Genomic DNA, 25083 nt, shown 5'->3' with positions numbered 1-25083 from the left:
CCTTTATTGTTTGAAATTTCTAGGCTCGCTCATCCGTCCTGCCGTACCCGGGTGGCTTTCGGGGGATTTCGAGTGTGATGGCAAGGCCGCCGGCAGCCGGCAGCGACGCAAACACGCGTCCGCCGTGGCGCTCGATCGCCTGCCGGGTGATCGCAAGGCCAAGGCCGTATCCATCTCTGCTCACGGCGTCGTTGCCGCGCGAAAAAGGCTGGAAGATGCGCTCCAGCTCGTCCCGCCCGACCCCCGGCCCCTGATCGGTGACGCAGATGGTAAGCAGGTCGGGTTTCGCTTCGCAAAACACGGCTATACGGCTTTGCGCAGCAGTATATTTGACAGCGTTCCTCACCACGTTTTCAAGTGCCCTGTAGATCAATTCGCCCTCGACTTCCGCGAGGAACGTGCCGCCGACACTGGTGGTGATCGAGATCTCCCGCGACTGCGCTTCGAAATCTGCATCGCCCAGGATTTCGTTCAGAAGTTCGACGATATCGAGGGATTGGGTTTTCAGTGGCATGCTGGAGCCGGCCGTCAGCCTGGCAAGCGTCAGGATTTCGCCCACCAGCACATCGATGCGCTCGACCTCTCGATCCACACGGTCGAGCATGGCGTCGAGTTTCGCCGGGCTTTGCCGCAGAACACCCACGACGGCCTGCAGGCGGGACAGCGGCGAGCGCAATTCATGGGAGACGTCGTGAAACAACTGCTGTTGCGCATCTTGAAATTTCTGCAGTCGCGCCGCGCTGGAATCGAAGTCGTGCGCGAGCGCCGTAACTTCGTCCGTGCGTCCCGCCATCTTGTCGCCGATGCGGAAGTCGAAGCGGCCATGCGCAAGCGCGCTCAGGCCGTCACGCAGATGGACGACGGGGCGAATGAGATATCGCGCGAGCGCGCCCGCCGATATCGTGCTCGATATCAGGATCGTGAGCCATGGCAGGAATGGGGCGAGGTTCTCAAAGGTAAAACTCATCGGCGCCGCCGCGAAAATGCGGTAGCAACTCCCATCCCTTGAGACGGAACGTGCATCGGTCGCGTTCTCCTGCGGGCATGCATTGACGCTGGCGGACTTCGACAGGGAAAGGCCAACCGGTCGCGTCTTTTCGCTCGTCAACACGAAATGTCTGGCGGCGTCCTCGCCATCCTCAATCAGGACGTTTGCGGCAAGATTGATGAGGAGTGTCCGCCTGTCCTGTTCCAGTTCATGTGCGAAGGGGACTGCTTGAATGAGCTTGACGGTAATAATGACGACGCCGACAGTTGCTGCGAGCGTCAGCCAGATAATCGTGAAGAACTTCCAGAAGAGCTTGGGCATGGTCAATCCACGAGCAACTGATAGCCGAAACCTCGCACGGATTGGATCCATGATTGCCCGTCCTCTCGCAGCCCAAGTTTCTGGCGAACGCTGCTGATATGAACATCGATGCGGCGATCGAAGGGCGTAAGTGGCTTTCCAAAAGCCTGTTTGGAAATGTCCTGTTTTGACACCAGCTGGCCGGCGTTGCGGGCAAGGACTTCGAGCAGACCGAACTCGGTGCCGGTCAGCTCCAACGGTTCGCCGCACCATTCAGCGCTTCTTTTGCCCGGATGGATCACGAGCCGACCTGCCTTGACGACATCGATCGATGCGCCTGCGGGCTGATGCGTCCGGCGCAAGATCGCACGCAACCTCGCGGCAAGTTCGCCCGGCGAGCACGGCTTCGGAACATAATCGTCAGCGCCAAGGTTTAGACCGGATATTGTGTCGACGTCATCGCCTCTTGCCGTCAGCATCAGCACGGGGATCTGGCTGAGCTTGCGGATTCTCTGCAGAACCTCGATCCCGTTCATCCGGGGCATCATGATATCCAGGACGATGATGTCGACCGTATTTCCGGCGGCCGCCGCAATGGCCGCGCGCCCATCCGTGTCGGTTGCGACGTCATATCCTTCTTCAGTGAGGTATTCCTGCAAAAGTACCGTTAGCTCGACATCATCGTCGATGAGAAGAACCCTGCTCATTCACCCTGTCCATCATTCGTATCGGCGATCCATACAATATAAAGCCGAAGGTCGGACCAAGTTTTACATAACTTAACACTCACTTGACCGCACTTAACATTCGTCCGGCTACTGATTGCTATCGGTGAGCTGTGATCGGTTGCTCGATTGGAATAGCTCGCGCTCCTGCCAGAAGCCGCAAGGCCAGAAACTGCAAGGCCAGAAACTGCAAGGAATGCATTGTTGAAAAAGCTGTCTCCAAGGTTCGCAGTCGCATTCGTTGTGGCTACGCTTCTCTTTCCCTTTTCCGTTCGAAATGCCGCGGCGGAACAGACCGCAGCGTCCGCTCTTACCGTTTCTCTGACCGCGCCAGAGCAGCGGAACTGGCCCGAAGCCGTTCCGGCGAGCGGCTGGCTGAAATCATGGCAGGACGCAGTCATCGCCTCGGAAACGAGCGGCCTTCGCATCACGGACGTTCTGGTCGATGTCGGTTCCGTGGTGAAGAAAGGGCAGACGCTGGTGCAGCTGTCGCAGGACAGCGTTTTGGCGGAGCTTCGCAAACAGGAAGCGGCCGTCGTGACCGCCAAGGCAAGTCTCGCCAAAGCCAAGGCCAACGCAGATCGGGCACGGCAGCTTCAGTCTTCCGGCGCACTCTCCGCCGAGAAAATCACCGAGTATTTCGCCGACGAGCAAACCGCAACTGCGAGCCTCGCATCCGAGGAGGCGGCACTCGACAGCGAAAAGATCAAGCTTGCGCAGACGACGATTACCGCCGTAGACGACGGCCTGATAACCTCGCGCTCCGCCAATCTCGGTGCGGTCGTCTCCACCGGCACCGAGCTGTTTCGCATGGTTCGCCAGCAGCGCGTGGAATGGCAGGCGGAAGTATCGGCCCGCTATCTTCTAAGCATCTCGGAGGGTTTGAAAGCCACCATCAACGGCCCCGACGGCCGCCGGATCGAAGGCAAGGTGCGGCTGGTTGGACCGTCGGTGAGCACGGATACCAGCCGCGCGATTATCTATGTCGCGCTGCCGACGGATGTGCGGCCGCGGATCGGGTTCTACGTCACTGGAAGCATAGAGCTGCGGACGACGCCAGCCTTGACTGTTCCCGAACCGGCGATCGTTTTCCGCGACGGCCTTAGTTACGTTTTCACCGGGGGCGACGACAGCCGGGTGCGACGGGTTCGGGTGGAAACCGGGCGTCGCAACAATGGCGAGGTCGAAATTCTTTCCGGCATAGACCGGACAACGAAGATTGTAACGTCGGGCGGTGCATTTCTGTCTGATAACGACGTCGTAAAGATTGCGGAGACGCACTGATGAATTTCTCGGCGTGGTCTATTCGCAATCCCGTGCCTGCGATTTTGCTGTTCGCGATGCTCGGTTTTGGCGGGCTCCTGGCCTTCAAGCAGCTGGCGATCCAGAACTTCCCGGACATGGATCTGCCAACGATCAAAATCTCCGCCACGCTCGATGGCGCGGCGCCGACCCAGCTCGAGACGGAAGTCGCCCGCACCATCGAGGACAGTCTCGCCTCCCTCAGCTATCTCGATCACATCACGACGACGATCACCGACGGCAGCGTCTCGATCAAGGTTTCCTTCAAACTCGACAAGGACAGCGAAGCGGCACTGAACGAAGTCCGCAATGCCGTCGATAGCGTAAAGGCCGATCTGCCGGCACAGATGGAGACGCCGAGCGTTACCAAAGATACCGTGCAGAGCTCCGCGTTGGTTGCCTATGCCGTGCGCTCGACCAGCCTCGACGAGACGGAATTGTCCTGGTTCATCGACAACGATCTGACCAAGGCGTTGCTATCGGTCCCGGGTGTCGGACAGGTCAATCGTATCGGCGGTGTCGATCGCGAGGTTCATGTCGATCTCGATCCCGCGACCATGGCATCGCTCGGCGTCACCGCGGCCACCGTATCCTCGCAGCTCAAAGCGGTGCAGGCCGACACGTCGGGCGGGCTCGGCGAAATCGGGGGGACGCGGCAAACATTGCGTACCCTTGGCAACCTCCCGTCGGCCGAGGCGCTGAAGGGACTTAGAATTCCACTGGCGAATGGCCAGCAGGCGCGTCTCGACGATGTCGCATCGGTCCAGGACAGTTTCGCGGATCGCACGTCGATCGCCTATCTCGACGGCAAGCCTGTGATTGCCGTCGAGATCAAGCGTTCGAAAGGCTTTTCGGATAGCGGTGTCGCTGAAGATGTCGATGCGGCAATCAAGACGTTCGCTGCCGCTCACCCCAATGTGCAAATCGACCAAGCCTACAGCACGATCGGGCCGATCATGGATAACTACCATGGCTCGTTGCACATGCTGTATGAGGGTGCCATTCTCGCAATCATCGTCGTCTGGTTATTCCTTCGCGACTGGCGCGCGACAATCCTGTCCGCGGTGGCGCTGCCTCTGTCGGTCATCCCGACATTTCTTGCCATGTATTTTGCAGGCTTCAGTCTGAATATCCTTACACTGCTTTCCCTGTCATTGGTGATCGGCATACTCGTGGATGACGCCATCGTCGAGATCGAGAACATCGCTCGCCATCTGAAGATGGGCAAACGGCCGATCGACGCCGCGCTTGAAGCCGCCGATGAAATCGGGCTTGCCGTCATTGCAACGACCTTTACGCTGGTTGCCGTCTTTTTGCCGACGGCTTTCATGGGCGGTATACCGGGCCTTCTGTTTCGGCAGTTCGGCGTCACCGCCGCCGTCGCGGTCCTCGCCTCGCTTGTGGTGGCGCGTCTCCTGACGCCGATGATGGCGGCCTATTTCATGAAGGCCTATCCGTCCGAGGAGAAGGACGGCCGCATCATGCGCACCTATCTGGCCGTCGCGAAGGCCGCCCTGAATCACAGGATGACCACGGTTACGACAACGGCTGTCATCGTGGCGCTTTCGCTTTCCACCATTCCCTTCCTGAAATCGGGCTTTCTGCCCGCCTCCGATGATGCCCGCACACAAATCACGCTCACGATGCAACCCGGCTCCACAATCCTCCAGACTGATGCAATGACGCGCAAGGCGGCCGACATTGTCGGCAAGCTGCACGACGTCACACGTGTATTCTCCTCGGTTGGTTCGTCATCCTCCAGCAGCGGTGTAGATAGCAGTTCCACGAGTGATGTCGGCTCCGCCACGATCGTGGTCGTCCTCACACCCATTTCCGAGCGCAATCGAAAGCAGGCGGAGATCGAAAACGATATTCGTCAGGCACTCTCCGTCCTGCCGGGAATGCGCGTGGAAGTCGGGAATGGCGGCAACGGCACCAAGCTCGAGATTACCCTTGCCAGCGACGACGCCGATGCGCTCGACAGCGCAAGCACGGCACTGGAGGAGCAGCTTCGAACGGTTCAGGGGATCGGCGCGGTCACATCGACAGCAGCCAGGCAGGCGCCTGAGATCCAGATCACGCCCGATTTTGCCCGCGCCGCGGCGCTCGGCATAACATCCAATGCGATTGCCAGTGCCGTGCGCGTGGCGACAAACGGAGAATATTCCTCGGATCTGCCAAAGCTTACGCTGCCACAGCGGCAGATCCCGATCGTGGTTCGCTTTTCGCCTGAAACGCGCGCCAGTCTTGTCGATATCAAGAATGTGCGGGTGGCGGGAACGAACGGCAATGTCGACCTCGGTTCGATTGCCGACATCCATATCGGCGGCAGTCCTTCCGAGATCGACCGCATCGATCGCATGCGCAATGTCACGGTCTCGGTCGAACTCAACGGCCGCATCCTGGGCGATGTCAATCGCGAGGCGAAGGCGCTGCCGGCGCTCCGGCATCTGCCGCAGGGTGTAACGCTTGTGGAACAGGGAGAATTGCAGCGCAGCTCGGAGCTGTTCCAGAGCTTCGGTCTTGCGATGGCGATCGGCATCTTCTGCATCTATGCCGTCCTCGTCCTGTTGTTCCAGGATTTTCTGCAGCCTCTTACGCTTCTGATGGCCCTGCCGCTTTCGCTTGGCGGCGCGCTGCTGCCGCTCGTGATGACCGGAACGAGCTTCTCGATGGCGGCAGTCATCGGGCTGCTCATGCTGATGGGCGTGGTGACGAAGAACTCGATCCTGCTCATCGAATATGCGATCATGTCGCGACGGCAAGGCATGTCCAGGTTCGACGCGCTCATCGATGCATGTCACAAACGCGCGCGGCCGATCGTCATGACCACCATTGCCATGGCGTCAGGCATGCTTCCCGTTGCCCTTAGCCTGACTGGCGGCGATTCGAGCTTCCGTCAGCCGATGGCTATCGTGGTGATCGGCGGCGTGACAACGTCGACCTTGCTGAGCCTCATTGTCATCCCCGTTATCTTCACCTTCGTCGATGATTTGGAAACAGTCCTCAAGCGTCTCCTGCGTCGCGTCGGCCTGACCCATGAAACCGCCACGGAAACTCTGGCATCCGATGGTCACGAGGCTATCGCCTTCAACTCTGATCGTACACGGCGAGGACATGGTCACGGTTAATCCTCCCGTTTTGGAGAGTGGTCAGCCCCGCCGCCGGTTAATGTTCGTCGCCTTTCGGCTGCCATGGATCGCGGTTTGTGCCGACGCCTTCGCCCCCGACCGCAACACAGAATTGGAGAGATAAAGGAGATCCATGTTTCTGACCATCATCCCCGATATTCTGGTTGTAGATGGCGACGGCAAGGTTCGCTCTCTCCTCAGCCAATATCTTGGCGAGCAAGGCTTTCACGTGAGAACGGCAAGCAATCTCCTCGGGTGCAATGAGGCCATCACTCTGCGTCCTCCCGATCTTATAATTTTGGAGGTTATGCTGCCCGACGGATCGGGCCTCGATTTCTGCCGCGACCTGCGAAATCGCCGCTCCCGCGTTCCGGTCATTTTGCTGACTAACCTGACGGAGGACATCGACCGGATTCTCGGTCTTGAGATCGGCGCGGACGATTATCTTGGCAAGCCATTCAATCCGCGTGAGCTGGCAGCGCGCATTCGTGCCGTCCTGCGTCGAACGAGCAATAAGACGCCTCCAGAATCCGAGGCAAAACGGTTTAGGTTCGCTGACATCGCACTTGATCCGCAGCTTTGCCGCGTGACCAGGAGTAACGGCGAGCTGATCTTGCTGACTGGAGCCGAATTTGATCTGCTCAAGGCGTTTCTGGAGCGTGCTGGCCGATTGCTGTCGCGCGATCAACTGCTCAATCTGACGCAGAAGCGCGGCCGCGATCCTGCGGATCGTTCGATTGATGTCCTCGTCAGCCGGCTGCGTCGCAAGCTCGGTGAAACGCCTGAGGAGCCGATATTCAGGACGATCCGCAATGGCGGTTATCAGCTTGTGGTCCCGGTGGCGACGGCATAACGACATGCGCAAAATCAAAGACCTAAAGCGTGGGAAGCGAATCTGAAAGATTGCGGCGTCTTCAGACGTTTCTTTGCATGGCCAGATAGGCGGCAATTGCGGTCGATTATAGGTTACTGCAACCGTCGCCTATAACTCGATGAGGCGCTCGGCGCTGAACTTGTCCGTAATCAGCGTATCGATAACGCCGATACGCAAGGCACCGGCGATCGCGGCGGTCTTCTTCGTGCCGCCGGCAAGCGCGATGACCCGATCGACTCGTTCGAGATCTTCAAGCGGGAAGCCGATGACGCGCTCGTCGAGCGGCGTCTTTACAGGCCTGCCGTCCTTGTTGAAAAAACGCAGCGATATATCGCCGACGGCACCTGCCTCGGCAAGGTCGGCAAGCTCGCGCGACGAAAAGATATTGCCGGACCTTGCAAGCAATTCCGATGGCTCGACGGCCCCGATGCCGACGATGGCGAGCGTGATGCTGCCGAAGAGATCCATCGTCTCCCGCACGAACGGGTCCGACTGCATCAAAAGCTTGGCCTCGCGCGAGGTGGTCACGCCCTGCACCGGAAGAAGTTTCGGCTCGGCGCCGGTCAGTCGTGCAAGGCGGGTGGTCAGCTGGGTAGCATGCGTTTGCACCGACGGATCGCCCATGCCGCCAAGCGTCTGAACGACATACTTGGCCTGGGCGCTCTTCTGGGGATGAATATTTTCCACCATCTTGAAGATCGTCTGGCTCCAGCTGGAGACGCCGATGATCTCGCCAGGCGCAAGCGTGACCTCCAGAAGATGAGCAGCAGCTTCGCCGATCCGAGCCATGATGGCGCCATCACGGTCTTCGGTGCATTCGACGACGATGGCTTCGGGCAGACCGTATTTTGCGCGCAGCGCTCCTTCGAGTTCGCTATAGGTACCCACGGGCGGGATGACGCTCGTGCGGACGATGTCTTCCGCCTCGGCTCGCTTCAGCATTCGCGATACGGTTGCCTGCGATAGACGAAGGTGCTGTGCGATATCCGCCTGGCGCTTGCCCTCTATGTGGTACATCTGGGCAACTCTTGAGATGAGGCGGAGTTCGTTAAGGCGAGCCATCGTTGATCCCGAGGTGAATTTTTATTCACCTTTAACCGGAGTTGGGCGCAAGGTCGAGCGGGCCAGCGCATCATTCCATCTATTCAGGAGAGCCGTGTCGTCGATGCTTTCCGGCTTGATGACCTCGGTATTTCTCGGAAGCGCCGCGATGGCATCAAGATCCCGCCACAGGCCGATCGAAAGCCCCGCGAGATAGGCCGCGCCGAGCGCGGATGCTTCCGGTGCCTCGCATTGGATGATGGCGTGGTTTACGAGGTTCGAGACGCACTGCATGAGGAAACTGTTCCGGCTCGGCCCGCCGTCCACATAAAGCCTGCCGAGCTCGCCGCCGCTCTGTGCCCGCATCGCCATGATCACGTCATAGACCTGGAAAGCGATCGAGTCGGTGACCGAGCGCGCCATCTGCGCGCGGGTGGTGCTGAAATTGATCTGCGAGAAGAGAGCGCGAGCGTCGGAATTCCAGTGGGGAGCACCCAATCCGACGAAGGCGGGCACGAATCCCGGACCGCCCGGTTCCGCCGTCGCGGCAAGATCGACAAGCGATGCAACGTCCGGAAGGCCCAGAATGCCGGCCATCCATGGCAGGCTCGCGGCGCAAACAAGGATGTTGCCTTCGAACGCGAAGGTCGGCTGGCCGGCGATGCGCCAGGCGACTGTCGTGGTGATGCCATTGCGCGGCGCAATGAAGCGCGGCAGGGTGGTCATGACCGAAGACCCCGTTCCGAAGGTCGCCTTGCCATCGCCGGGATTGAAGGCGCCGTGGCCGAACAAAGCCGCATGGCTGTCCCCGATGGCCGATCTGATCGGCGTGCCGTCCGGAACACCGGGAAGGCCATGCGTGGTCCCGAAGTCCGCGGAGCTGTCGAGCACCTCCGGCAGGAGGCGGATATCCACGCCGAAAATCGTACCCAGTTCTTCGCTCCAGGCTTGAGCCTCAAGGTCGAACAGCTGGCTTCGCGCAGCATTCGAGGCGTCGCAGACATGCCTGCGGCCATCGGTCAGGCAATGGATGAGCCAGCTGTCGATCGTGCCGATGCGGACCTTTCGCCCATAGGGAACCCGCTCAAGGAGCCAGCGGAACTTCGGGCCTGGAAACATCGGATCGAGAGGAAGGCCGGTCAGCGCTTCGACGCGCTCCAGATGCCCGTCGGCGATGAGACGCTCGCAATCCGGCGCCGTGCGTCTGCACTGCCAGCTCAGCACCGGTCCAAGCGCCTTGCCCGTTTCGGCGTCCCAAACGGTGACGGACTCCCGCTGGTTGGAGATCGCCACCGCTTCGATCGTCGAGCCTTGCGCGCTTTGCAGGCAGAGTTCGATCGCTTCGCAGACGGATGCATAGAGCCGATCCGGATCCTGCTCGACCCAGCCGGGCTTCGGATAGGAGATACCAACCGGCGCCGAGCCTCTGGCAATAATGTCGCCGCCCTCAGAGACGAGAGCCGCCTTCGAGTTGGTCGTCCCCTGGTCGATTGCCAGAATGGCCCGCATCATATCCTCCACCAGAGCATGATGCCGAAAAGTGTGAGCGGTTTTCGGGCGACATTATGCTCTACTTCTTTGATTTCAGAGCGGGGCGGCAATCCGCCCCGGCTCGAATGCGCGCCGCTTGTCTACTTGCGCTTGATAAGTGCCTGTGCGGCGTCTGCAATGGCCGAGGGCGCCATGCCGAATTCATCGAGCAGGAACTCGGCCGAGCCGGTCGGCGCGTAGATGCCGGGAACGCCGAGGCGCGTCATCGGGACCGGAGCGTTGTCGACGACAACCTCGGCCACGGCCGACCCCAGCCCACCGAAGATCGAGTGCTCTTCCGCCGTCACGATCGCGCCGGTTTCCTTGGCGGCCGCAATAATGGCATCTTCGTCGATCGGGCGAACCGTGGCGAGATTGAGCACCCTGGCGCTTATGCCACGTTGCGCAAGGATGTCGGCGGCTTTCACCATGCGATGGGTCAGCGTCCCGTTTGCGATGAGCGTGACATCGGAACCTTCGCGCAGCAGATTGGCCTTTCCAAGTTCGAACCTGTGCCCCTCTGGCAGGAGGTCGGGCACGCCGACACGCGACAGGCGCAGGAAGCAGGGGCCATTGTAGCTCGCCGCCCATTCCACTGCCGCCGCCGTTTCGATGCGGTCGCATGGCGCGATGACCGGCAGGTTGGGCAGAACGCGCGTCCAGGCGAAATCCTCGATCGAATGATGGGTCGGGCCAAGCTCGCCATAGGCCATTCCAGACGAAATGCCGACGAGCTTGACGTTGGCATTCGAGTAGGAAATGTCGGCCTTGATCTGCTCGAGCGATCTGCCTGTGAGAAACGGCGCCGCGCCGCAGACATAGGGAAGGCGTCCGCCATTGGCGAGGCCCGCGCCGACGCCGACCATGTTCTGCTCGGCGATGCCGACATTGACCAGGCGATCGGGAAATCTGGACTTGAAGCCACCGAGCTTCGAAGATCCCACAGAATCGTTGCAGACCGCCACGATCGTTTCGTTCTCGGCGGCAAGGCGTTCGAGAGTCGATGCGAAGGCGTCGCGGCAGTCATGGAGCTTGGGTGCATTCACAGGCGCGTTCATTAGAGTGCCTCCGACAGTTCTGCCAATGCGACTTCGTATTGTTCCTTGCTCGGAACCTTGTGGTGCCAGTCGACACGGTCCTGCATGAAAGAGATTCCGTGTCCCTTGTTGGTGTGGGCCACGATGCAATGGGGGCGGACGCTTCGATGTTCGAGCGCTGGGACGACCTCGCGCATACTGTTGCCGTCGATTTCGCTGACCTCCCAGCCAAAGGCTTCGAGCTTCGGACGAAGCGGAGCGATATCGTTCGTATCCGAAAGTGCTGCACCCTGCTGGAACCGGTTATGGTCGACAATCAGGGTGAGGTTATCAAGCCGGAACTGCGCCGCGGCCATGATCGCTTCCCAGTTGGAGCCCTCCTGCATCTCGCCGTCGCCGGTAATCACATAAGTATGGTAGCCGGCGCCCGATAGTTTCGCCGCCTTGGCCATGCCGACCGACACCGGCAGACCATGCCCAAGAGGACCTGTGTTGGTCTCGACGCCCGGCACCTTGTTGCAATTGGGATGGCCATTGAGCCTCGAATGCGGCTTCAGGAATGTCGAGATTTCCTCTTCCGGAATGAAGCCGCGTTTCGCTAGGGTGACATAGAGCGCACATGCGGTATGCCCCTTCGAAAGCACAAACCTGTCCCGATCGGGATGTTTCGGCTGGTCCGGCCAGACACGCAGCACGCGAAAGTACAGCGCGGCCAGGAGGTCGATCACGGACATCTCGCCGCCAATGTGTCCCGCCCCTGCCTCATAGACGGCCTGGAGATCTCGCAGGCGTATCTGGCGAGCAACACGTTCAAGTTCGGAAGGCTCCATCGTTTCCTCGTGTGAATAAATATTCATCCGTTTATATTTTTGCACATGAAGGCAGTTAGTCAAGCCCCGGCGAGGGACAAGTTGCAAAACATGGTCCAGAAAACTCGGTTGACAGGCCTAAATTGAGTTGATAATGAATTTTCCGGCAAGCATGAATAAATATTCTAGCTTGAGGAAATATTGGCCGCTGGCCCTAATCTCCGGGAGGAATAATGGTGGCGATCAACGTCAGCGAAGAAAAACATCCGTCCGCGATATGGCTGAGCAAGCTCGCCGGTGCGACCGGACCGCTCGTCGGATTGCTTGCTCTTTGCGTTTTCCTGAGCCTCGGCACCGATGCGTTTCTTTCGCTCCGCAACGGTCTCAACATTCTCGATCAGATCACCGTGCTTGGAATCATGGCCGTGGGCATGACCTTTGTCATCCTGATCGGCGGCATCGACCTCTCGGTCGGTTCGGTCCTGGCGCTTGCCATGATGGTCATGGGCTGGACGGCAAATATTGCCGGCCTGCCGCTTGTCGCGGGGATTGCCGTGGCGCTCCTTGCCTCAGCTGTCAGCGGATTGATCGTCGGACTTCTCGTCACCCTGTTCAGGGTCCCGGCCTTCATCGCGACATTGGCGATGATGTCGGCAGCACGCGGCGTCGCGAACATGATTACGGACGGACAGCAGATCGTCGGGTTTCCCGACTGGTTCATGATGCTCGCGATCGATCGCCATTTCGGCGTGCTGACGGCGACGGTCTTCCTGATGCTGGCGGTCGTCGCCGTGGCCTGGGTATTCCTGCATTTCCGCTCCGAGGGTCGCATGCTCTATGCAGTGGGCGGCAATCCGGAAGTTGCTCGTCTTGCCGGCATCAATGTCCAGCTGGTGACGATTGCGGTCTATGTCGTAAGCGCGGTTCTTGCCGGTCTGGCGGGCATCGTGCTGGCGGCGCGCCTCGACTCCGTTCAGCCGTCCAGCGGCTTCGGCTATGAGCTGGACACGATTGCGGCTGTCGTCATCGGTGGAACTTCGCTCTCCGGCGGATCCGGCGGCATTGGCGGCACGCTCATCGGTGTCCTGATCATCGGTGTCCTGCGCAACGGGCTCAACTTGCTCAACGTCTCGCCATTCCTGCAGCAGGTCATCATCGGCATCGTCATCGTGCTTGCGGTGGGTGCTGAAACGATCCGCAGGCGGCGGGCCTGACATTCAGGTCCGCGCCCGGCGGACCCTAACGAGTTCCTCTCCGAGAGGTTTGGAGCGGATCACTTGCCCGAGGGGGAGGATGTACCCAAGGGTTCACTACAAAAAGGAGGAAATAAAATGAAACTTGCGCGCATTCTTCTGGCCTCGGCCGCCGTGCTGGCGATGTCGTTGGGCTCGGTTCAGGCAAAGGAGGCCAAGAAGATCGGCCTGGCCGTCGCAAACCTGCAGGCAAACTTCTTCAACCAAATCAAGCAGTCCGTCGAGGATGAAGCCAAGAAGCGTGGCCTTCAGGTCGTAACGGTGGATGCCAAGGGCGACGGTCCGACCCAGATCAACCAGATCCAGGACCTGCTGACCCAGAATATCGATGCACTGATCTACATTCCGGCCGGTGCTGCGGCGGCAAGCGTTCCCGTCAAGCTCGCCAAGAATGCCGGTATTCCGGTTGTCAACGTCGACCGCAATGCCGATAGTGCCCCCGGTGACACTTTCCTCGCCACGGATTCCGTCGCGTCCGCCAAGGCCGTTTGCGACTACATCCTCAAGCAGGCTGGCGGCAAGGGCAAGATGGTGATCATTCACGGTCAGAAGGGCACGACGCCCGAAGTCGACCGCAGCAAGGGTTGTGCTGAATCACTGAAGGCAAATCCCGGCGTGAAGGTCGTCGCCGAGCAATATTCCAACATGTGGGCTCAGGACGAGGGCTTCCAGATCATGCAGAACATGCTGCAGGCAAATCCCGACGTATCGATCGTGTTTGCTCAGGCAGACGCGCTCGCACTCGGCGCCGCGCAGGCGATCAAGGTGGCAAACCCATCCCAGAAGATCGTTGTCGGCGGCTTCGACGGCGATACGGCGGCTCTTGAAGCGCTCAGCAAGGCTGTCTTCGACGTCACTGCGACACAGCAGACGCAGAAAATGGGCCGCGATGCCGTCGCCAATGCGGTCAAGCTCGTCGCCGGCGAGAAGGTCCCTCCAGTGCAGCTCATGGACGCCACGCTGACGACCAAGGAAAACGTGGCCGGCTTCATCGCCAACCATCCGTAATCGTGCCGAAGTCTTGAGGAGGTGTGCCGTGACTGAGCCCGTTCTTTCCCTGAGGGGCATATCCAAGCGCTATGGACCGCTTCAGGTGCTGAAGAATGTCAGCCTGGATGTCCATCCCGGCGAGGTGGTCGCGCTTCTTGGGGAGAACGGGGCCGGCAAGTCGACATTGTCCGGCATCATCGCCGGATCACGGACGCCCTCCGAGGGAACAATGACATGGCTGGGGCAGCCCTATGCCCCGGCTACCCCACGCGAGGCGATCGATAAGGGCGTCGTTCTCATCCATCAGGAATTGCAGCTCCTGCCGCATCTTTCGATCGCCGAGAATGTCTTCATCGGGCGATGGCCGATGAAGAACGGAGCTGTCGATCGCCCCCAGATGATCCGGCGCGCGCAGGAGCAGCTCGCCCGCCTCAATCTGCATATACCGGCGACGCGAAAGGTCGCGGGTCTGTCGACGGCCAATCAGCAGCTCATCGAAATCGCCAAGGCGCTGGCGCTCAACGCCAAGTTGCTGATCCTCGACGAACCGACCGCCGCTCTTGGCGGGGCGGAGACGGAAGCGCTGTTCGAACAGGTGAGGAAACTTCGGTCCGAAGGCGTCGGCATTGTCTACATTTCGCATCGCATGGAGGAGATCAGGCAGATCACCGATCGCATCGTCGTCCTGCGCGATGGCGAGCGTGTCCAGGAGTTCGCCGACAGCGCGACACCCGTTCGCACCATCGTCGAAAGCATGGTCGGCCGCTCGCTCGACCGCCTGTTTCCTGCTCTTCCAGAACCGACGGATCGTGCGGTGCTACAGGTCAGCGGGTTAAGCTCGCCTGACGGCTCCTTCCGGGACGTGACGTTCGATGTTCATGCGGGTGAAATCCTCGGTATCGCCGGGCTGGTCGGTGCCGGTCGCACGGAACTCGTGCGTGCCATTTCCGGCGCAGATCCGATCAGCGTCGGTTCGATCAGGCTGGAAGAAGAAGAGCTCAAGCTTCGCGATCCGGCGGATGCGATCGCAAAGGGTATCGTGATGGTGCCCGAGGATCGCAAGGAACAGGGCCTCGTCGTCGGTCACCGCATCAGTGAAAATATCATCTACGCCAATCTCGACAAACTCGGCGGTCGTTGGATCACATCGCGCGTCAAGCGTGCCTTCGCCGAAAAAGCGGTGGCGAAATTCGGCGTCAAGGGTCGCGCCGAGCAATATGCCTCCGACCTTTCGGGCGGCAACCAGCAAAAGGTCGTCATCGCCAAGTGGCTGATGCGCGATCCCAAGGTCGTGGTGCTCGATGAACCCACACGAGGCATCGATGTCGGCGCGCGGGCAAGCATCTACGACATCATCGTGAACCTGGCGAAACAGGGGGTCGCGGTCATCGTCGTCAGCTCCGATCTCGAGGAGGTTCTCGGCGTGTCGAACCGCATTCTCGTGCTCGCCCAGGGCAAGCAGGCAGGCATTCTCAGTCGTGACGAGGCGAACGACGTCTCGGTCATGGAACTGGCGACAATTTAGATAACAGAAAGGAAGAGCGGTGTCCGACATCACTCTCAACGCCCCAAAGCTTTTCGATCTCAAGGGACAGGTCGCCATCGTGACCGGGGCCGGAAGCGGGATCGGGCAGCGTATCGCAATCGGCCTCGCGCAGTGCGGCGCCGACGTCGCGCTCCTTGACCGTCGATCCGACGACGGTTTGGCCAACACGGCGTCGCATATCGAGGCGGCCGGTCGCCGCTCCATCCAGATCGCGGCCGATGTCACCAGCAAATCCTCGCTTGGGGATGCGGTCGCCCGCACCGAGGCGGAGCTTGGGCCTCTGACGCTTGCGGTCAACGCCGCGGGTATCGCCAACGCCAATCCTGCGGAGGAGATGGAGGAAGACCAGTACCAGACGCTGATGGACATCAACCTGAAGGGCGTTTTCCTGTCGTGCCAAGCGGAAGCGCGCGCCATGCTGAAACATGGACGCGGATCGATCGTCAACATCGCCTCCATGTCCGGCGTCATCGTCAATCGCGGCTTGAGCCAGGCCCATTACAATGCCTCCAAGGCCGGCGTAATCCACATGTCGAAGTCGCTGGCGATGGAGTGGGTCGGCCGCGGCATCCGCGTCAACACCATCTCGCCGGGATACACGGCGACGCCGATGAACACGCGCCCGGAAATGGTCCACCAGACCAAACTTTTCGAGGAGCAGACGCCGATGCAGCGTATGGCAACGGTCGATGAGATGGTCGGCCCGGCCGTCTTCCTGCTGTCGAATGCCGCAAGCTTCGTGACGGGCGTCGACCTGCTCGTCGACGGCGGCTTCTGCTGCTGGTGATGTGATGAAGAAACTGATTGCCGGCAACTGGAAAATGAACGGTCTCGCTTCCTCCCTGGCTGAGATCGAGGCGCTGACGGGGATAACGGGCGAGGCGGCGTGCGATATCGTCGTCTGCCCGCCCTTCACGCTGGTGGAAAAGGCGGCCGAACGGACGCGGGGCTCAAGGATTGCCATCGGGGCACAGGATTGCCACGCGCAGGCGTCAGGCGCCTATACCGGAGATGTTTCCGCGGAGATGCTTACCGAAATCGGCGCGCGCTTCGTGATTCTGGGACATTCAGAGCGCCGCTCCGCCTATAGGGAGGCGGATTCTGCAGTCGCGGCCAAGGCGGCAGCAGTCCACAACGCGGGGCTGACGAGCATCATATGCGTCGGGGAGACGCGCGCAGAACGGGATGACGGCAGAGCGATCGAGGTCGTTCGCGCCCAGCTTGAAGGATCAATTCCCGATGCCGCAACCAGTTCGAACATGACGATCGCCTATGAACCCGTCTGGGCGATCGGGACAGGACTGGTTCCGACCCTCGAGCAGATCGAGGAGGTACATTCGTCCATCCGGCAAACGCTTGAGGCGCGGCTGGGAGAAGATGGCCCCCGTGTCAGGATCCTCTACGGCGGTTCGGTCAAGGCATCGAACGCAAGGGCGATCTTCGGCGTCTCCAATGTCGACGGCGCCCTGGTCGGAGGCGCGTCCCTGAAGGCATCGGAGTTTGCCGGGATTATCTCGGCAGCTGTTTGAAGTCGCCAGCAACAGGCAGGGCGATCGGCCTCAGGATCAGCGCCCGGCATGGCTGTCACTGCAAAAGGAATAGGAAATGCATCGCTTCGAAAACAAGACCGTCGTCATCACCGGCGCGAGCCGTGGCATCGGCGCCGCGATCGCCAGGCGCTTCGCGCGCGAAGGCGCCAATCTGGTGGTCTCCGCCAACGAGGAATCCGTTCATGCGGTCGCCGATGAGATCAAGGCTGGCGGCGGAAAGGCGATTTCCTTCGTCGGCGACGTGACGGACAAGGCCAGCGTAAAGGGTCTCTACGACGCGGCCGAGACGGCCTTCGGGGCTGTCGACGTTTCGATCCAGAATGCCGGCGTCATCACCATCGCCCGCGTCGAGGATATGACCGAAGGCGAATGGGACAAGGTCATGGCCGTCAACACGAAGGGCGTCTTCCTCTGCGCGCAACAGGCGATTGCCCGCATGCGCAAGCATGGACGCGGCGGCCGCATCATCAATACCGCCTCCGGCCAGGCGCGTGACGGGTTTATCTATACGCCGCATTATGCGGCATCGAAGATGGGCGTCGTCGGCATAACCCAGAGCCTTGCGAAGGAAGTCGCGATCGAGGGCATTACCGTGAACGCCTTTTGCCCCGGCATCATCGAAACCGACATGTGGGCTTATAACGACCAGGCATGGGGCAAGCTGCTCGGCAATTACGGTCCTGGTGAACTCATGAAGGAATGGGTCGAGGGCATTCCGATGAAACGGGCCGGATCGGGGGAGGATGTTGCAGGTCTCGTCACTTTTCTGGCCAGCGACGATGCGGCCTACATCACCGGCCAGACGATCAATGTCGATGGTGGTTTGATTATGTCCTAGCTTCGTTCAATAAAGAGGAACTGTGCTTTCACCGCAAAACCAGCTTTTCGAAAGCGGAAGTGCGGTCAGCCTCTTGCAGAACGAAACAATCATCATCTATCTTAGAGATGTTCTCAGGGCGGGGTGTAATTCCCCACCGGCGGTATCGAGGCAACTCGGAGCCCGCGAGCGCCTTCCGAATTTCGGAAGGGTCAGCAGATCCGGTGAGATGCCGGAGCCGACGGTCATAGTCCGGATGGAAGAGAGCAACGCAGGAGACGCCGCTTCAATGGTGGCGTTCACATGCTTGTTCGCCCAAGGGAAAATGGTGGCTTTGACAGGCCATGCGCGCCGTTTTGAACGGCAACCCTTGAAAGGCAGGAAAATGGCAATTTCGAAAATTGAAGATGCGATCGCGGCGATTGCGCGGGGTGAGATCGTTGTGGTCGTCGATGATCGTGACCGCGAAAACGAAGGCGATCTCGTGATTGCGTCCGACGCGGTCACGCCACAGGCGATCGCGTTCATGATGAGCCATGCCCGCGGTCTTATCTGCGTTCCGATGGAAGGCGAAAGGCTCGACGAGCTCGAAATTCCGTTGATGGTGCCGCGCAATACCGAGGTTTTGAAGACCGCCTTCACCGTCTCCGTGGATTACATCCCGGGAACGACCACCGGAATATCCGCCGCCGACAGGGCGGCAACCGTTCAGGCCCTCGTCAGGGATGGCTCACGTCCGGAGGAATTTGCCCGGCCCGGTCATATTTTCCCTCTCCGCGCGCATCCGAATGGCGTCTTGTCGCGTCCCGGCCATACCGAAGCGGCTGTGGATCTCGCCAGGCTTGCCGGCTTGTCGCCTTCCGGCGTGATCTGTGAAGTGGCGAATGATGACGGCACGATGGCTCGGCTGCCGGAACTCGAAATATTTGCAGAACGCCATGGCCTGCTTTTGGTTACGATCGAGGATTTGATAGCCTATCGATTGGCGAACATGCCGGAAAAAGCAGCCTGATGATTGGGGTCGCTTCGCAAGCCGGCATGCTATTCATCGTTTGGCACGAAGGATATTACTCGGTTTCTGCGCTCGGCCGGCCCACCGTGGCGACAAGCACGCTGCCCGGCCCATGCACGGCGGCGAAGAGCAGGCCAGCCACGAAAGTAAAGTGATCGACGAAGAAGCCGAATTCGGCCTGATTACCCGTCCAGTGTGATGGACCGTGGAATGAGAATGCAAGAAAGATGACATAGAGGGCTGCAATGATCGCCGCCGGGATGAAGAAGGCACCGCTGAGGAAGGCGATGACCAGCAGCGCCTCGAGAGCCGCTGCACACCAGGCCAGGAACAGCGGTAACGGGAAGCCGGCGGCGGCGATGTAGCTGGCGGTCGCGCCCATGTCCATGAGTTTGAATGAGACAGCCATCAGGAAGACGGCCGCGAAGATTAGACGGGCGATGAGAATGGCGGCGGTCTGCCAGGTCGATTGAATGTTTTCCACGATGTACCTCCGGTTTGAAAGCGGTTGATGCTCCAAGGACGGCCGGCGAAAGGAAATTCCGACAGAGGTCAGAAATTTTTTTGAGGTCATCCATCGTCGGAGGCACTTCGCTTCATGAGCGCCGGTAAACTACTGAGATTGGGTTGCGCACTTAGGATATTGCGCAATATTCCGGCGGATCGCTTTGAATATCGTGCGATGTCGCCGCGAGCGAAGGCCATCACAACACCGTCTCGAACAAGGGGACCAATGCCGCGCCGATCGCACCGGGGGAATCGGTCATCTCTGCTACCGTCAGCTCAGGCACGTCTCGTAATGCGCCGTGACGAGGCAGATTGTTAATCTCAGTCCGTTCGATCATCATCTTCGCCAGCCGATGCGGAAGCTCACCGCCAAGGACGATCAAGGCAGGGTCGAATACCGCACAGATCGCGTTGATGGCGCGATTATGCGCCGGCATCACACGATCGACCCATTCGGTGACGTCATCCCAATTCAATAGCTCTTCGCGTTTGAGATCCCGCAGCGTCAGATCCGGGTATCCTTTGGCGCGAAGATGTTCGAGCAAGACACCGAGTGCCGGTCGATCGCCATAGTCTTGACGCTCGAAGAGAACCGAAAACTCGCCGGCATTGCCGAAACTGCCGCGAAACGGCATGCCGCCGGAAACCAGACCGCCGCCATAACCGTGAAGATGGGCGATATAGGCGAAGTCCGGAGCATCGCGACCGACGCCGAAGATCGCCTCCGCCAAGGCCGCGGTCCTTGCGACATTATCAGCCCAAACCGGCAAGCCAAGCCGCTTGCCGACGATCGGCGCCAGGTCGATCAGTGACCAGTGAGCGAGCGGCAGCGGACAATTGAAGGCTGTTTCCAGCATGCGGTGCCCGGAGACTGCCAAGCCGACACCGAGGATATCGCCGCGCTTGGCGCGTCGGCGAATAAGAAGGTCTTCGAGCGCGGCTTCGATCCGGTCCAATTCTACCGGAAGCGAAGATCCCGCCTGCGGGATTTCCACGTTTTCCAGAGGCTCTCCGAAACCCATGAGGCAAAGGCCGATCGAGCCGACATTCACCGAGATTCCGAGCGTCAAGCACCAGTCTCTGCACAGCGTCAGTCCAGGGCTTGGCGGTCCGGGGCGCCGGGTTTCCGACGCGGAAAAGACGACCATACCTCGGTCATGCAGCCGCCCGACAATTCGATGCAGGGACTGCTGCGTGAGGTCCAGCGGCTCGGTCAGGTCGGAGCGCTCGATGCCGGGAGACTTCCAGATCAGCCGCAGCAGGTCCCGCTCGTTCCGGGAAGCCACGCGTGAAGGTTGAAGATCCCGCAAAAAATGGACTGCAACATGGTCGAGCGGATTATACTTCATTTTCTGACCATTTTAATTTACACTATAAGTGTGAATCTTTCGAGGACGCTTTGTTTTTCTCAAGCTGAGAAACCCGGTCCCTGATGTGCCGATCCTGCTTACTTCATCAAGATCGGCCCGGCCAGCGGAGATCGCGCCAATCCCAGCCCGTCAAAGGAGGCAGCATTGGAGCATTCGGGAGGTCATATCGGTGTTGCGACAATCTCAGGCGAGGTGCGGTACGCGAATGACAAGTAGGCAAGGGGAGTAAGAGCCAAGCTGCATGGTATCGTTGAGCTTCGACAATGTTGCGCGCCGTCACGACGCGTCACCTTATGATTTCGCGCCAACCCACAAGGGCCGCGATTTCGAGTCGATGGTCGAGGCGTTTTCAGGAGCCTATGGCGTCTTTGCTGCCAAGCCATTGGGCAAGGACCGGGCTTTCACCTGGGCGGCGGATTTTAGAAGAAGCGGGTCTCTTACGGCGGTCCATTCGGCCTATGAAAGTCCCTGGGAAGTCCGGACGCTCGATGAAACTCCGCAACATCTTGGGCTTTACATACCTCGCGCGGGTTCGCTGCGGCTGGCCATAGGAAGAAGGGTCGCGGAAGGTGGTGCCGGGCACATTCTCATGGCGAACAATCATGAGGCCCGCGATCGCTCGCTTCAGGGCGAGCCGAATAGCCTGGACGCCCTCTTGCTGGACTGGAAAATCATAAAGAGAATGCTGGCCTCGCTCCTGGAAAGGCCGATCCTCGAATCGTTGGATCTGGAGCCCGTTCTCGATCTTGCAACACCCGCCGGTCAGCTCATCGGCAACCTGGCACAAACGATCATCCAAGGCATGCGCAATGACGGGCCGCTCTTATCCTCCCCACTTGCCGTATCGGCGATGAGCGAAACGCTTGCCGACCTTGTCATCAGATTTGGCCAGCATCGTCTTTCCTGCCATTTGGGTAAGGAGAAGGTGTCGATGGTTGCGCCGTGGCATGTGCGCCGTGCCATAGACTATATGCACGCCAATATCACCGAGCCCTTCACCATATCGATGGTGGCTGACGATGTCGGAGTTTCGCTTCGTGCCCTGCAGATGGGGTTCAAGGCATTCAGAAAAACATCGCCGGGTGCCTATCTACGCACAATCAGGCTGAAAGCTGCGCGCGATCAATTGCGAGACCCATTGAACCGGCAATCCGTTCGCGAAGTCTGCGCGACATGGGGTTTCTTTCATCCGGGAAGGTTCTCCATCATCTATCGCAGCACCTTCGGAGAAAGCCCAAGCGACACGCGTGCGAAAGCGGTGGGACTGCGTTAATAGCTATATCTGACGGCGGACGCTTGTCGTTCCCTTTTTGGCGGAAGGGCTAGGCATCCGAGAAGACTTTTGCGACTGCCGCGATCGCATTGAGAGCCATGACTGCATCGGCATCCTTCCGGCTCGGCTCGGGATGACCAAAGAAATAGCCCTGGACCTCGCTGCATCCTTCGGTCAGAACGCATTGAAGATGCGCTTCCGTCTCCACGCCCTCGGCGACGGTCGTGACACCAAGCCGCTTGCCCAGATCGGCAATCGCCCGGACGACGGCGGCGGATTCCGGCCGCCTCACGGCATCCCTTACGAATGAACCATCGATCTTGATCTTGTCGAAGGGGAAGGCGCGAAGATGGGTGAGGGACGAGTAGCCGGTTCCAAAATCGTCCAGGGCCACGCGGACCCCCAAGTCATGTATGCGCCGCAGATCTCCAATGCCCCCATGCTCATCGTCGAAGATCGCAGTTTCGGTCACCTCAATTTCAAGCCGATCCGGCGACAGCCCGGAAGACGCCAGCGCCGATAATACCGTGGAGGCAATCCTCCCCTTGCCGAGCTGAGCGGCCGATACGTTGACGGCCACGCGCGCACCATCCTCCCATTGGACGGCATCCCGACATGCTGTATTCAAGACGAAGTCGCCAAGTTGTTCGATCAATCCGTTCTGCTCTGCGATGGGAATGAACTCGGCAGGTGGGATCCAGCCCCTTTGTGGGTGGTGCCAGCGGATCAATGCTTCCCGTGCCGTGACCTTGTTGCTGCGGATATCGACGATCGGCTGATAGAAGACGAACAATCCGCGGCCGTCCCGCAAGCATGCCCGCAGCGTTGTTTGAAGCCGTATGCTTTCCTGGATGCGATTTTCCATCTCTGCGGAAAACACCTTATATACGCCCTTGCCGGCGGCCTTTGCCGCGTAAAGCGCGATATCGGCTCGTGCGAGCAGAGCTTCTCCCGTTTCCCCATGAATCGGTGCGTGTACGATGCCGATCGATGCGCCGATTTGAACCTGGCTCGCCTGGTCAAGGTCGAACGGCATGGAGAGCGCATCTATGATCCGGCCGGCCAGGATCGCCGCCGGCAAGGGTTCGGCATATGGAGCAAGCACGGCAAATTCGTCACCGCCGAGCCGTCCAATCGTCATGGCCGGTGCTGCGCAAATGGCTCGCAGCCGATCGGCGACCGCCTTCAGCAGGGCATCGCCGATACGATGGCCTTTGGTATCGTTGACCAGCTTGAAGCCGTCGAGATCTATGAATAATAGCGAGGAATCATGCTCCGCCTTGCCGAGGCTCGCGTCAAATTGCGCATTGAACGCGGTGCGGTTTGCCAGCCCCGTCAGCGTGTCGTAATGCGCGAGCTGGCGTATGCGTCCCTCAGCCTCCACTTCCTTGGTGACGATCGCCCAGCTGAGCATCGGCCCCAGAAAACTCCCGTCATCGGCGGTAATTGCCGAAATCCTGAGATCGAGCACTTCCGGCCCGAGCTTGATGCGGGCATTGTGGGGCAGATTTGCCGGATCCGCGAGAATGCGGCGCTGGTGTTCCGGATTCCTATGGAAAACATCGATCGAGGTGCCAAGCAGCTCATCTGCCTTGATCGGCAGCAGATGCTCGATCTTGCGTATGAGGTCTTTCGAGGTCTCGTTGGCGTAGTTGATGATCAATGTTTCGGGCTCAACCGTCATCACAGCAACGGGCATGTCATCGATCATCCGCAGCAAACGGCTCCGCGCCTCCTCGCGTCGATACGCCTCCGTCTGCGTATTCACCATGTGCGCAAAGTCGCGATAATTGATGTTGAGGATAACGAGCATGCCAATCGATACCAATGCGATGTTGATCGCAGTCGCAATGAAGGTTGGCTGTCCGGTCGCGCAGAAGAAGATGATGAAGGCGCCGTTGACGATTGCGGTTACGGTGATGGCTGCGGAGCGAAGATGCGTCAGGCAGAAGATGCAGGAGATCACCGTGATGGCCATGTAAAAGGCCAGGTGCGAACGGGTATATGCGTCACCATAGGGAAAGAGCAGGAACGACCAGGCTGTAAAGGTAAAAGCAATTGCGAAAGCAAGCCGATTGGTCCGCCTCAGGGCATGCAGCGCCACTTCCGGAGTTGGATCCATGTGACGCGACCGCCACCAATGGTGGACACGGAATAGGGATGCCAATGTGAGGACAACAGGAGCTCCAATCGTCAGCCAAGTCGGCGCGATCGTCATGTGCGTCGTGGCAACCGCCCAGGTGCTCGACATCAGGATGAAATACATCATCGGCATCTGGCGTGAAAAAGCACGGTATTGCGCTTTCAACAGCTCGGGATTGTCGACCGATACCGCCATAAATCGCAGAACGCTGTCGAACATCCGCCACATGGAGGCGCCCTTTCCATGCATTCCAAATTGTCTATGCGCCATCTCGCCCATGCGCTGCGGGACGGTCATGGATGCAGCAATTTATTGATTGATAGAGCCACACGACGCAGGCGGTTGCGAAGAACCACCCGAAGATAAGCGTCAGCCATCCCGGATTGAGCTGCACCAGCGAGTTGCCGAATTCTCGGGTTCCAGCGTTCAGGCAATATGAGACGGTCGCCAAACTCATCACGACCCAAGCAATCCATGACAGATTGAACATGAACCCGATTTTCTTTCGCTGTTCTTCCCGCCGCTGCAAAAGAACAAAGCTGATGACGGGAATGCTTGCGCCCATCAAGACGAAGGGCGTCCATGAGGGGGAGAATGCATGTGGAAAGCAAGCCATCAATAAGGCGGCGGCTGCAATAGGCCCAAGAAATATGAGGGTCGCGCTCAACGGCGATGTAGACAGGATGCTTGTCAAACTATTCGAGTAATCAACTTCCGATAGCAATACTTCCGCATTCTTATCTACGCTCTTCAAGTGCTTCCCCGATGGTTGTAAATGCTTGTTGTTACGTGATCATCCCTTCCGATAGCTTTTAGAGTGGTTGTGAAATGTTAATGATCTGTTGGTGTTTCCCGAACCGATAGCGCAGCGTTGTCACTCGGTCG

At 59.4% G+C, this 25083-nt stretch carries 21 protein-coding genes and 1 riboswitch; of the genes, 11 read left to right on the top strand and 10 right to left on the bottom strand.

Annotation, left to right across the window (positions count from 1 at the left end; translation table 11 throughout):
- Nucleotides 1-19 precede the first annotated feature (19 nt).
- Nucleotides 20-1309, bottom strand: coding sequence for a HAMP domain-containing sensor histidine kinase (locus tag HGP12_RS15595; RefSeq protein ID WP_168841670.1), 1290 nt, complete (start codon nt 1307-1309; stop codon nt 20-22).
- A gap of 2 nt (nt 1310-1311) precedes the next feature.
- Nucleotides 1312-1995 (bottom strand): response regulator, encoded by a 684-nt coding sequence (locus HGP12_RS15590; protein WP_168841671.1) that lies wholly within the window; start codon nt 1993-1995, stop codon nt 1312-1314.
- 231 nt (nt 1996-2226) lie between these two features.
- On the opposite strand from HGP12_RS15590, the gene HGP12_RS15585 reads away from it, so the two are divergent.
- The 3 genes from HGP12_RS15585 to HGP12_RS15575 all read left to right on the top strand — a co-directional run bounded on the left by HGP12_RS15585 (nt 2227) and on the right by HGP12_RS15575 (nt 7299).
- The gene (locus HGP12_RS15585; protein ID WP_246703418.1) at nt 2227-3297 is read left to right on the top strand and encodes an efflux RND transporter periplasmic adaptor subunit; all 1071 of its coding nucleotides are present in this window, start codon (nt 2227-2229) and stop codon (nt 3295-3297) included.
- The gene (locus tag HGP12_RS15580; RefSeq protein WP_168841673.1) at nt 3297-6446 is read left to right on the top strand and encodes an efflux RND transporter permease subunit; all 3150 of its coding nucleotides are present in this window, start codon (nt 3297-3299) and stop codon (nt 6444-6446) included. The genes HGP12_RS15585 and HGP12_RS15580 overlap by 1 nt, the downstream gene beginning before the upstream one ends.
- A 133-nt stretch (nt 6447-6579) precedes the next feature.
- Complete coding sequence (locus tag HGP12_RS15575; RefSeq protein ID WP_168841674.1) at nt 6580-7299, top strand: response regulator; 720 nt, start codon at nt 6580-6582, stop codon at nt 7297-7299.
- Nucleotides 7300-7428: 129 nt separating this feature from the next.
- Here the strand turns inward: HGP12_RS15575 and HGP12_RS15570 are convergent, their stop codons facing one another.
- The 4 genes from HGP12_RS15570 to HGP12_RS15555 all read right to left on the bottom strand — a co-directional run bounded on the left by HGP12_RS15570 (nt 7429) and on the right by HGP12_RS15555 (nt 11758).
- Complete coding sequence (locus HGP12_RS15570) at nt 7429-8382, bottom strand: sugar-binding transcriptional regulator (protein ID WP_168841675.1); 954 nt, start codon at nt 8380-8382, stop codon at nt 7429-7431.
- A gap of 21 nt (nt 8383-8403) precedes the next feature.
- Nucleotides 8404-9870, bottom strand: coding sequence for an FGGY family carbohydrate kinase (locus HGP12_RS15565; protein ID WP_168841676.1), 1467 nt, complete (start codon nt 9868-9870; stop codon nt 8404-8406).
- Nucleotides 9871-9992: 122 nt separating this feature from the next.
- Nucleotides 9993-10949, bottom strand: coding sequence for a transketolase family protein (locus tag HGP12_RS15560; protein WP_168841677.1), 957 nt, complete (start codon nt 10947-10949; stop codon nt 9993-9995).
- A complete protein-coding gene (locus HGP12_RS15555; RefSeq protein WP_168841678.1) occupies nt 10949-11758 on the bottom strand; it encodes a transketolase in 810 nt (269 codons plus the stop codon). Before HGP12_RS15555 ends, HGP12_RS15560 begins: the two co-directional genes overlap by 1 nt.
- A gap of 212 nt (nt 11759-11970) precedes the next feature.
- Between HGP12_RS15555 and HGP12_RS15550 the strand changes: the two genes are divergently transcribed.
- From HGP12_RS15550 to ribB, 7 genes are all read left to right on the top strand, one after another.
- On the top strand, nt 11971-12951 hold the full coding sequence (locus tag HGP12_RS15550) for an ABC transporter permease (protein WP_168841679.1): 981 nt from the start codon (nt 11971-11973) through the stop codon (nt 12949-12951).
- Between the two features lie 117 nt (nt 12952-13068).
- Entirely contained in the window at nt 13069-13998 is a 930-nt protein-coding gene (locus HGP12_RS15545) for a sugar ABC transporter substrate-binding protein (protein WP_168841680.1), read from the top strand.
- 28 nt (nt 13999-14026) lie between these two features.
- Nucleotides 14027-15505: a sugar ABC transporter ATP-binding protein gene (locus HGP12_RS15540; protein ID WP_168841681.1), complete on the top strand. Its 1479-nt coding sequence runs from the start codon at nt 14027-14029 to the stop codon at nt 15503-15505.
- Nucleotides 15506-15524: 19 nt separating this feature from the next.
- Nucleotides 15525-16313, top strand: coding sequence for an SDR family oxidoreductase (locus HGP12_RS15535; RefSeq protein WP_168841682.1), 789 nt, complete (start codon nt 15525-15527; stop codon nt 16311-16313).
- Nucleotides 16314-16317: 4 nt separating this feature from the next.
- Nucleotides 16318-17055: a triose-phosphate isomerase gene (gene tpiA, locus HGP12_RS15530; protein ID WP_168841683.1), complete on the top strand. Its 738-nt coding sequence runs from the start codon at nt 16318-16320 to the stop codon at nt 17053-17055.
- Between the two features lie 76 nt (nt 17056-17131).
- The gene (locus HGP12_RS15525) at nt 17132-17914 is read left to right on the top strand and encodes a glucose 1-dehydrogenase (protein ID WP_168841684.1); all 783 of its coding nucleotides are present in this window, start codon (nt 17132-17134) and stop codon (nt 17912-17914) included.
- Between the two features lie 105 nt (nt 17915-18019).
- A riboswitch (FMN riboswitch) is annotated at nt 18020-18165 on the top strand.
- A gap of 113 nt (nt 18166-18278) precedes the next feature.
- Nucleotides 18279-18905, top strand: coding sequence for a 3,4-dihydroxy-2-butanone-4-phosphate synthase (gene ribB, locus HGP12_RS15520; RefSeq protein ID WP_168841685.1), 627 nt, complete (start codon nt 18279-18281; stop codon nt 18903-18905).
- Between the two features lie 55 nt (nt 18906-18960).
- Here the strand turns inward: ribB and HGP12_RS15515 are convergent, their stop codons facing one another.
- Both HGP12_RS15515 and HGP12_RS15510 read right to left on the bottom strand, forming a co-directional pair.
- On the bottom strand, nt 18961-19389 hold the full coding sequence (locus HGP12_RS15515; RefSeq protein ID WP_312862895.1) for a DoxX family protein: 429 nt from the start codon (nt 19387-19389) through the stop codon (nt 18961-18963).
- Between the two features lie 220 nt (nt 19390-19609).
- Nucleotides 19610-20761 (bottom strand): ROK family transcriptional regulator, encoded by a 1152-nt coding sequence (locus tag HGP12_RS15510; protein WP_168841687.1) that lies wholly within the window; start codon nt 20759-20761, stop codon nt 19610-19612.
- 262 nt (nt 20762-21023) lie between these two features.
- Here HGP12_RS15510 and HGP12_RS15505 point away from each other — a divergent pair, with 262 nt between their 5' ends.
- Complete coding sequence (locus HGP12_RS15505) at nt 21024-22055, top strand: AraC family transcriptional regulator (RefSeq protein WP_168841688.1); 1032 nt, start codon at nt 21024-21026, stop codon at nt 22053-22055.
- Between the two features lie 49 nt (nt 22056-22104).
- Here the strand turns inward: HGP12_RS15505 and HGP12_RS15500 are convergent, their stop codons facing one another.
- Together HGP12_RS15500 and HGP12_RS15495 are read right to left on the bottom strand one after the other, a co-directional pair.
- The gene (locus HGP12_RS15500; RefSeq protein ID WP_246703401.1) at nt 22105-24495 is read right to left on the bottom strand and encodes a putative bifunctional diguanylate cyclase/phosphodiesterase; all 2391 of its coding nucleotides are present in this window, start codon (nt 24493-24495) and stop codon (nt 22105-22107) included.
- Entirely contained in the window at nt 24458-24952 is a 495-nt protein-coding gene (locus HGP12_RS15495; protein ID WP_168841689.1) for a hypothetical protein, read from the bottom strand. Before HGP12_RS15495 ends, HGP12_RS15500 begins: the two co-directional genes overlap by 38 nt.
- Nucleotides 24953-25083: the final 131 nt, after the last annotated feature.

Source organism: Rhizobium sp. P28RR-XV (assembly GCF_012641385.1).
Lineage (GTDB): Bacteria > Pseudomonadota > Alphaproteobacteria > Rhizobiales > Rhizobiaceae > Rhizobium.
This window is presented reverse-complemented; position numbering and strand designations above follow the sequence as displayed.

Coding starts and splice junctions, on each gene's coding strand:
- HGP12_RS15555 (WP_168841678.1), bottom strand. CDS start 11,758: ATGGAGCCTTCCGAACTTGAACGTGTTGCTCGCCAGATACGCCTGCGA.
- HGP12_RS15570 (WP_168841675.1), bottom strand. CDS start 8,382: ATGGCTCGCCTTAACGAACTCCGCCTCATCTCAAGAGTTGCCCAGATG.
- HGP12_RS15565 (WP_168841676.1), bottom strand. CDS start 9,870: ATGCGGGCCATTCTGGCAATCGACCAGGGGACGACCAACTCGAAGGCG.
- HGP12_RS15545 (WP_168841680.1), top strand. CDS start 13,069: ATGAAACTTGCGCGCATTCTTCTGGCCTCGGCCGCCGTGCTGGCGATG.
- HGP12_RS15525 (WP_168841684.1), top strand. CDS start 17,132: ATGCATCGCTTCGAAAACAAGACCGTCGTCATCACCGGCGCGAGCCGT.
- tpiA (WP_168841683.1), top strand. CDS start 16,318: ATGAAGAAACTGATTGCCGGCAACTGGAAAATGAACGGTCTCGCTTCC.
- HGP12_RS15500 (WP_246703401.1), bottom strand. CDS start 24,495: ATGACCGTCCCGCAGCGCATGGGCGAGATGGCGCATAGACAATTTGGA.
- HGP12_RS15550 (WP_168841679.1), top strand. CDS start 11,971: ATGGTGGCGATCAACGTCAGCGAAGAAAAACATCCGTCCGCGATATGG.
- HGP12_RS15595 (WP_168841670.1), bottom strand. CDS start 1,309: ATGCCCAAGCTCTTCTGGAAGTTCTTCACGATTATCTGGCTGACGCTC.
- HGP12_RS15560 (WP_168841677.1), bottom strand. CDS start 10,949: ATGAACGCGCCTGTGAATGCACCCAAGCTCCATGACTGCCGCGACGCC.
- HGP12_RS15510 (WP_168841687.1), bottom strand. CDS start 20,761: ATGAAGTATAATCCGCTCGACCATGTTGCAGTCCATTTTTTGCGGGAT.
- HGP12_RS15575 (WP_168841674.1), top strand. CDS start 6,580: ATGTTTCTGACCATCATCCCCGATATTCTGGTTGTAGATGGCGACGGC.
- HGP12_RS15505 (WP_168841688.1), top strand. CDS start 21,024: ATGGTATCGTTGAGCTTCGACAATGTTGCGCGCCGTCACGACGCGTCA.
- HGP12_RS15590 (WP_168841671.1), bottom strand. CDS start 1,995: ATGAGCAGGGTTCTTCTCATCGACGATGATGTCGAGCTAACGGTACTT.
- HGP12_RS15580 (WP_168841673.1), top strand. CDS start 3,297: ATGAATTTCTCGGCGTGGTCTATTCGCAATCCCGTGCCTGCGATTTTG.
- ribB (WP_168841685.1), top strand. CDS start 18,279: ATGGCAATTTCGAAAATTGAAGATGCGATCGCGGCGATTGCGCGGGGT.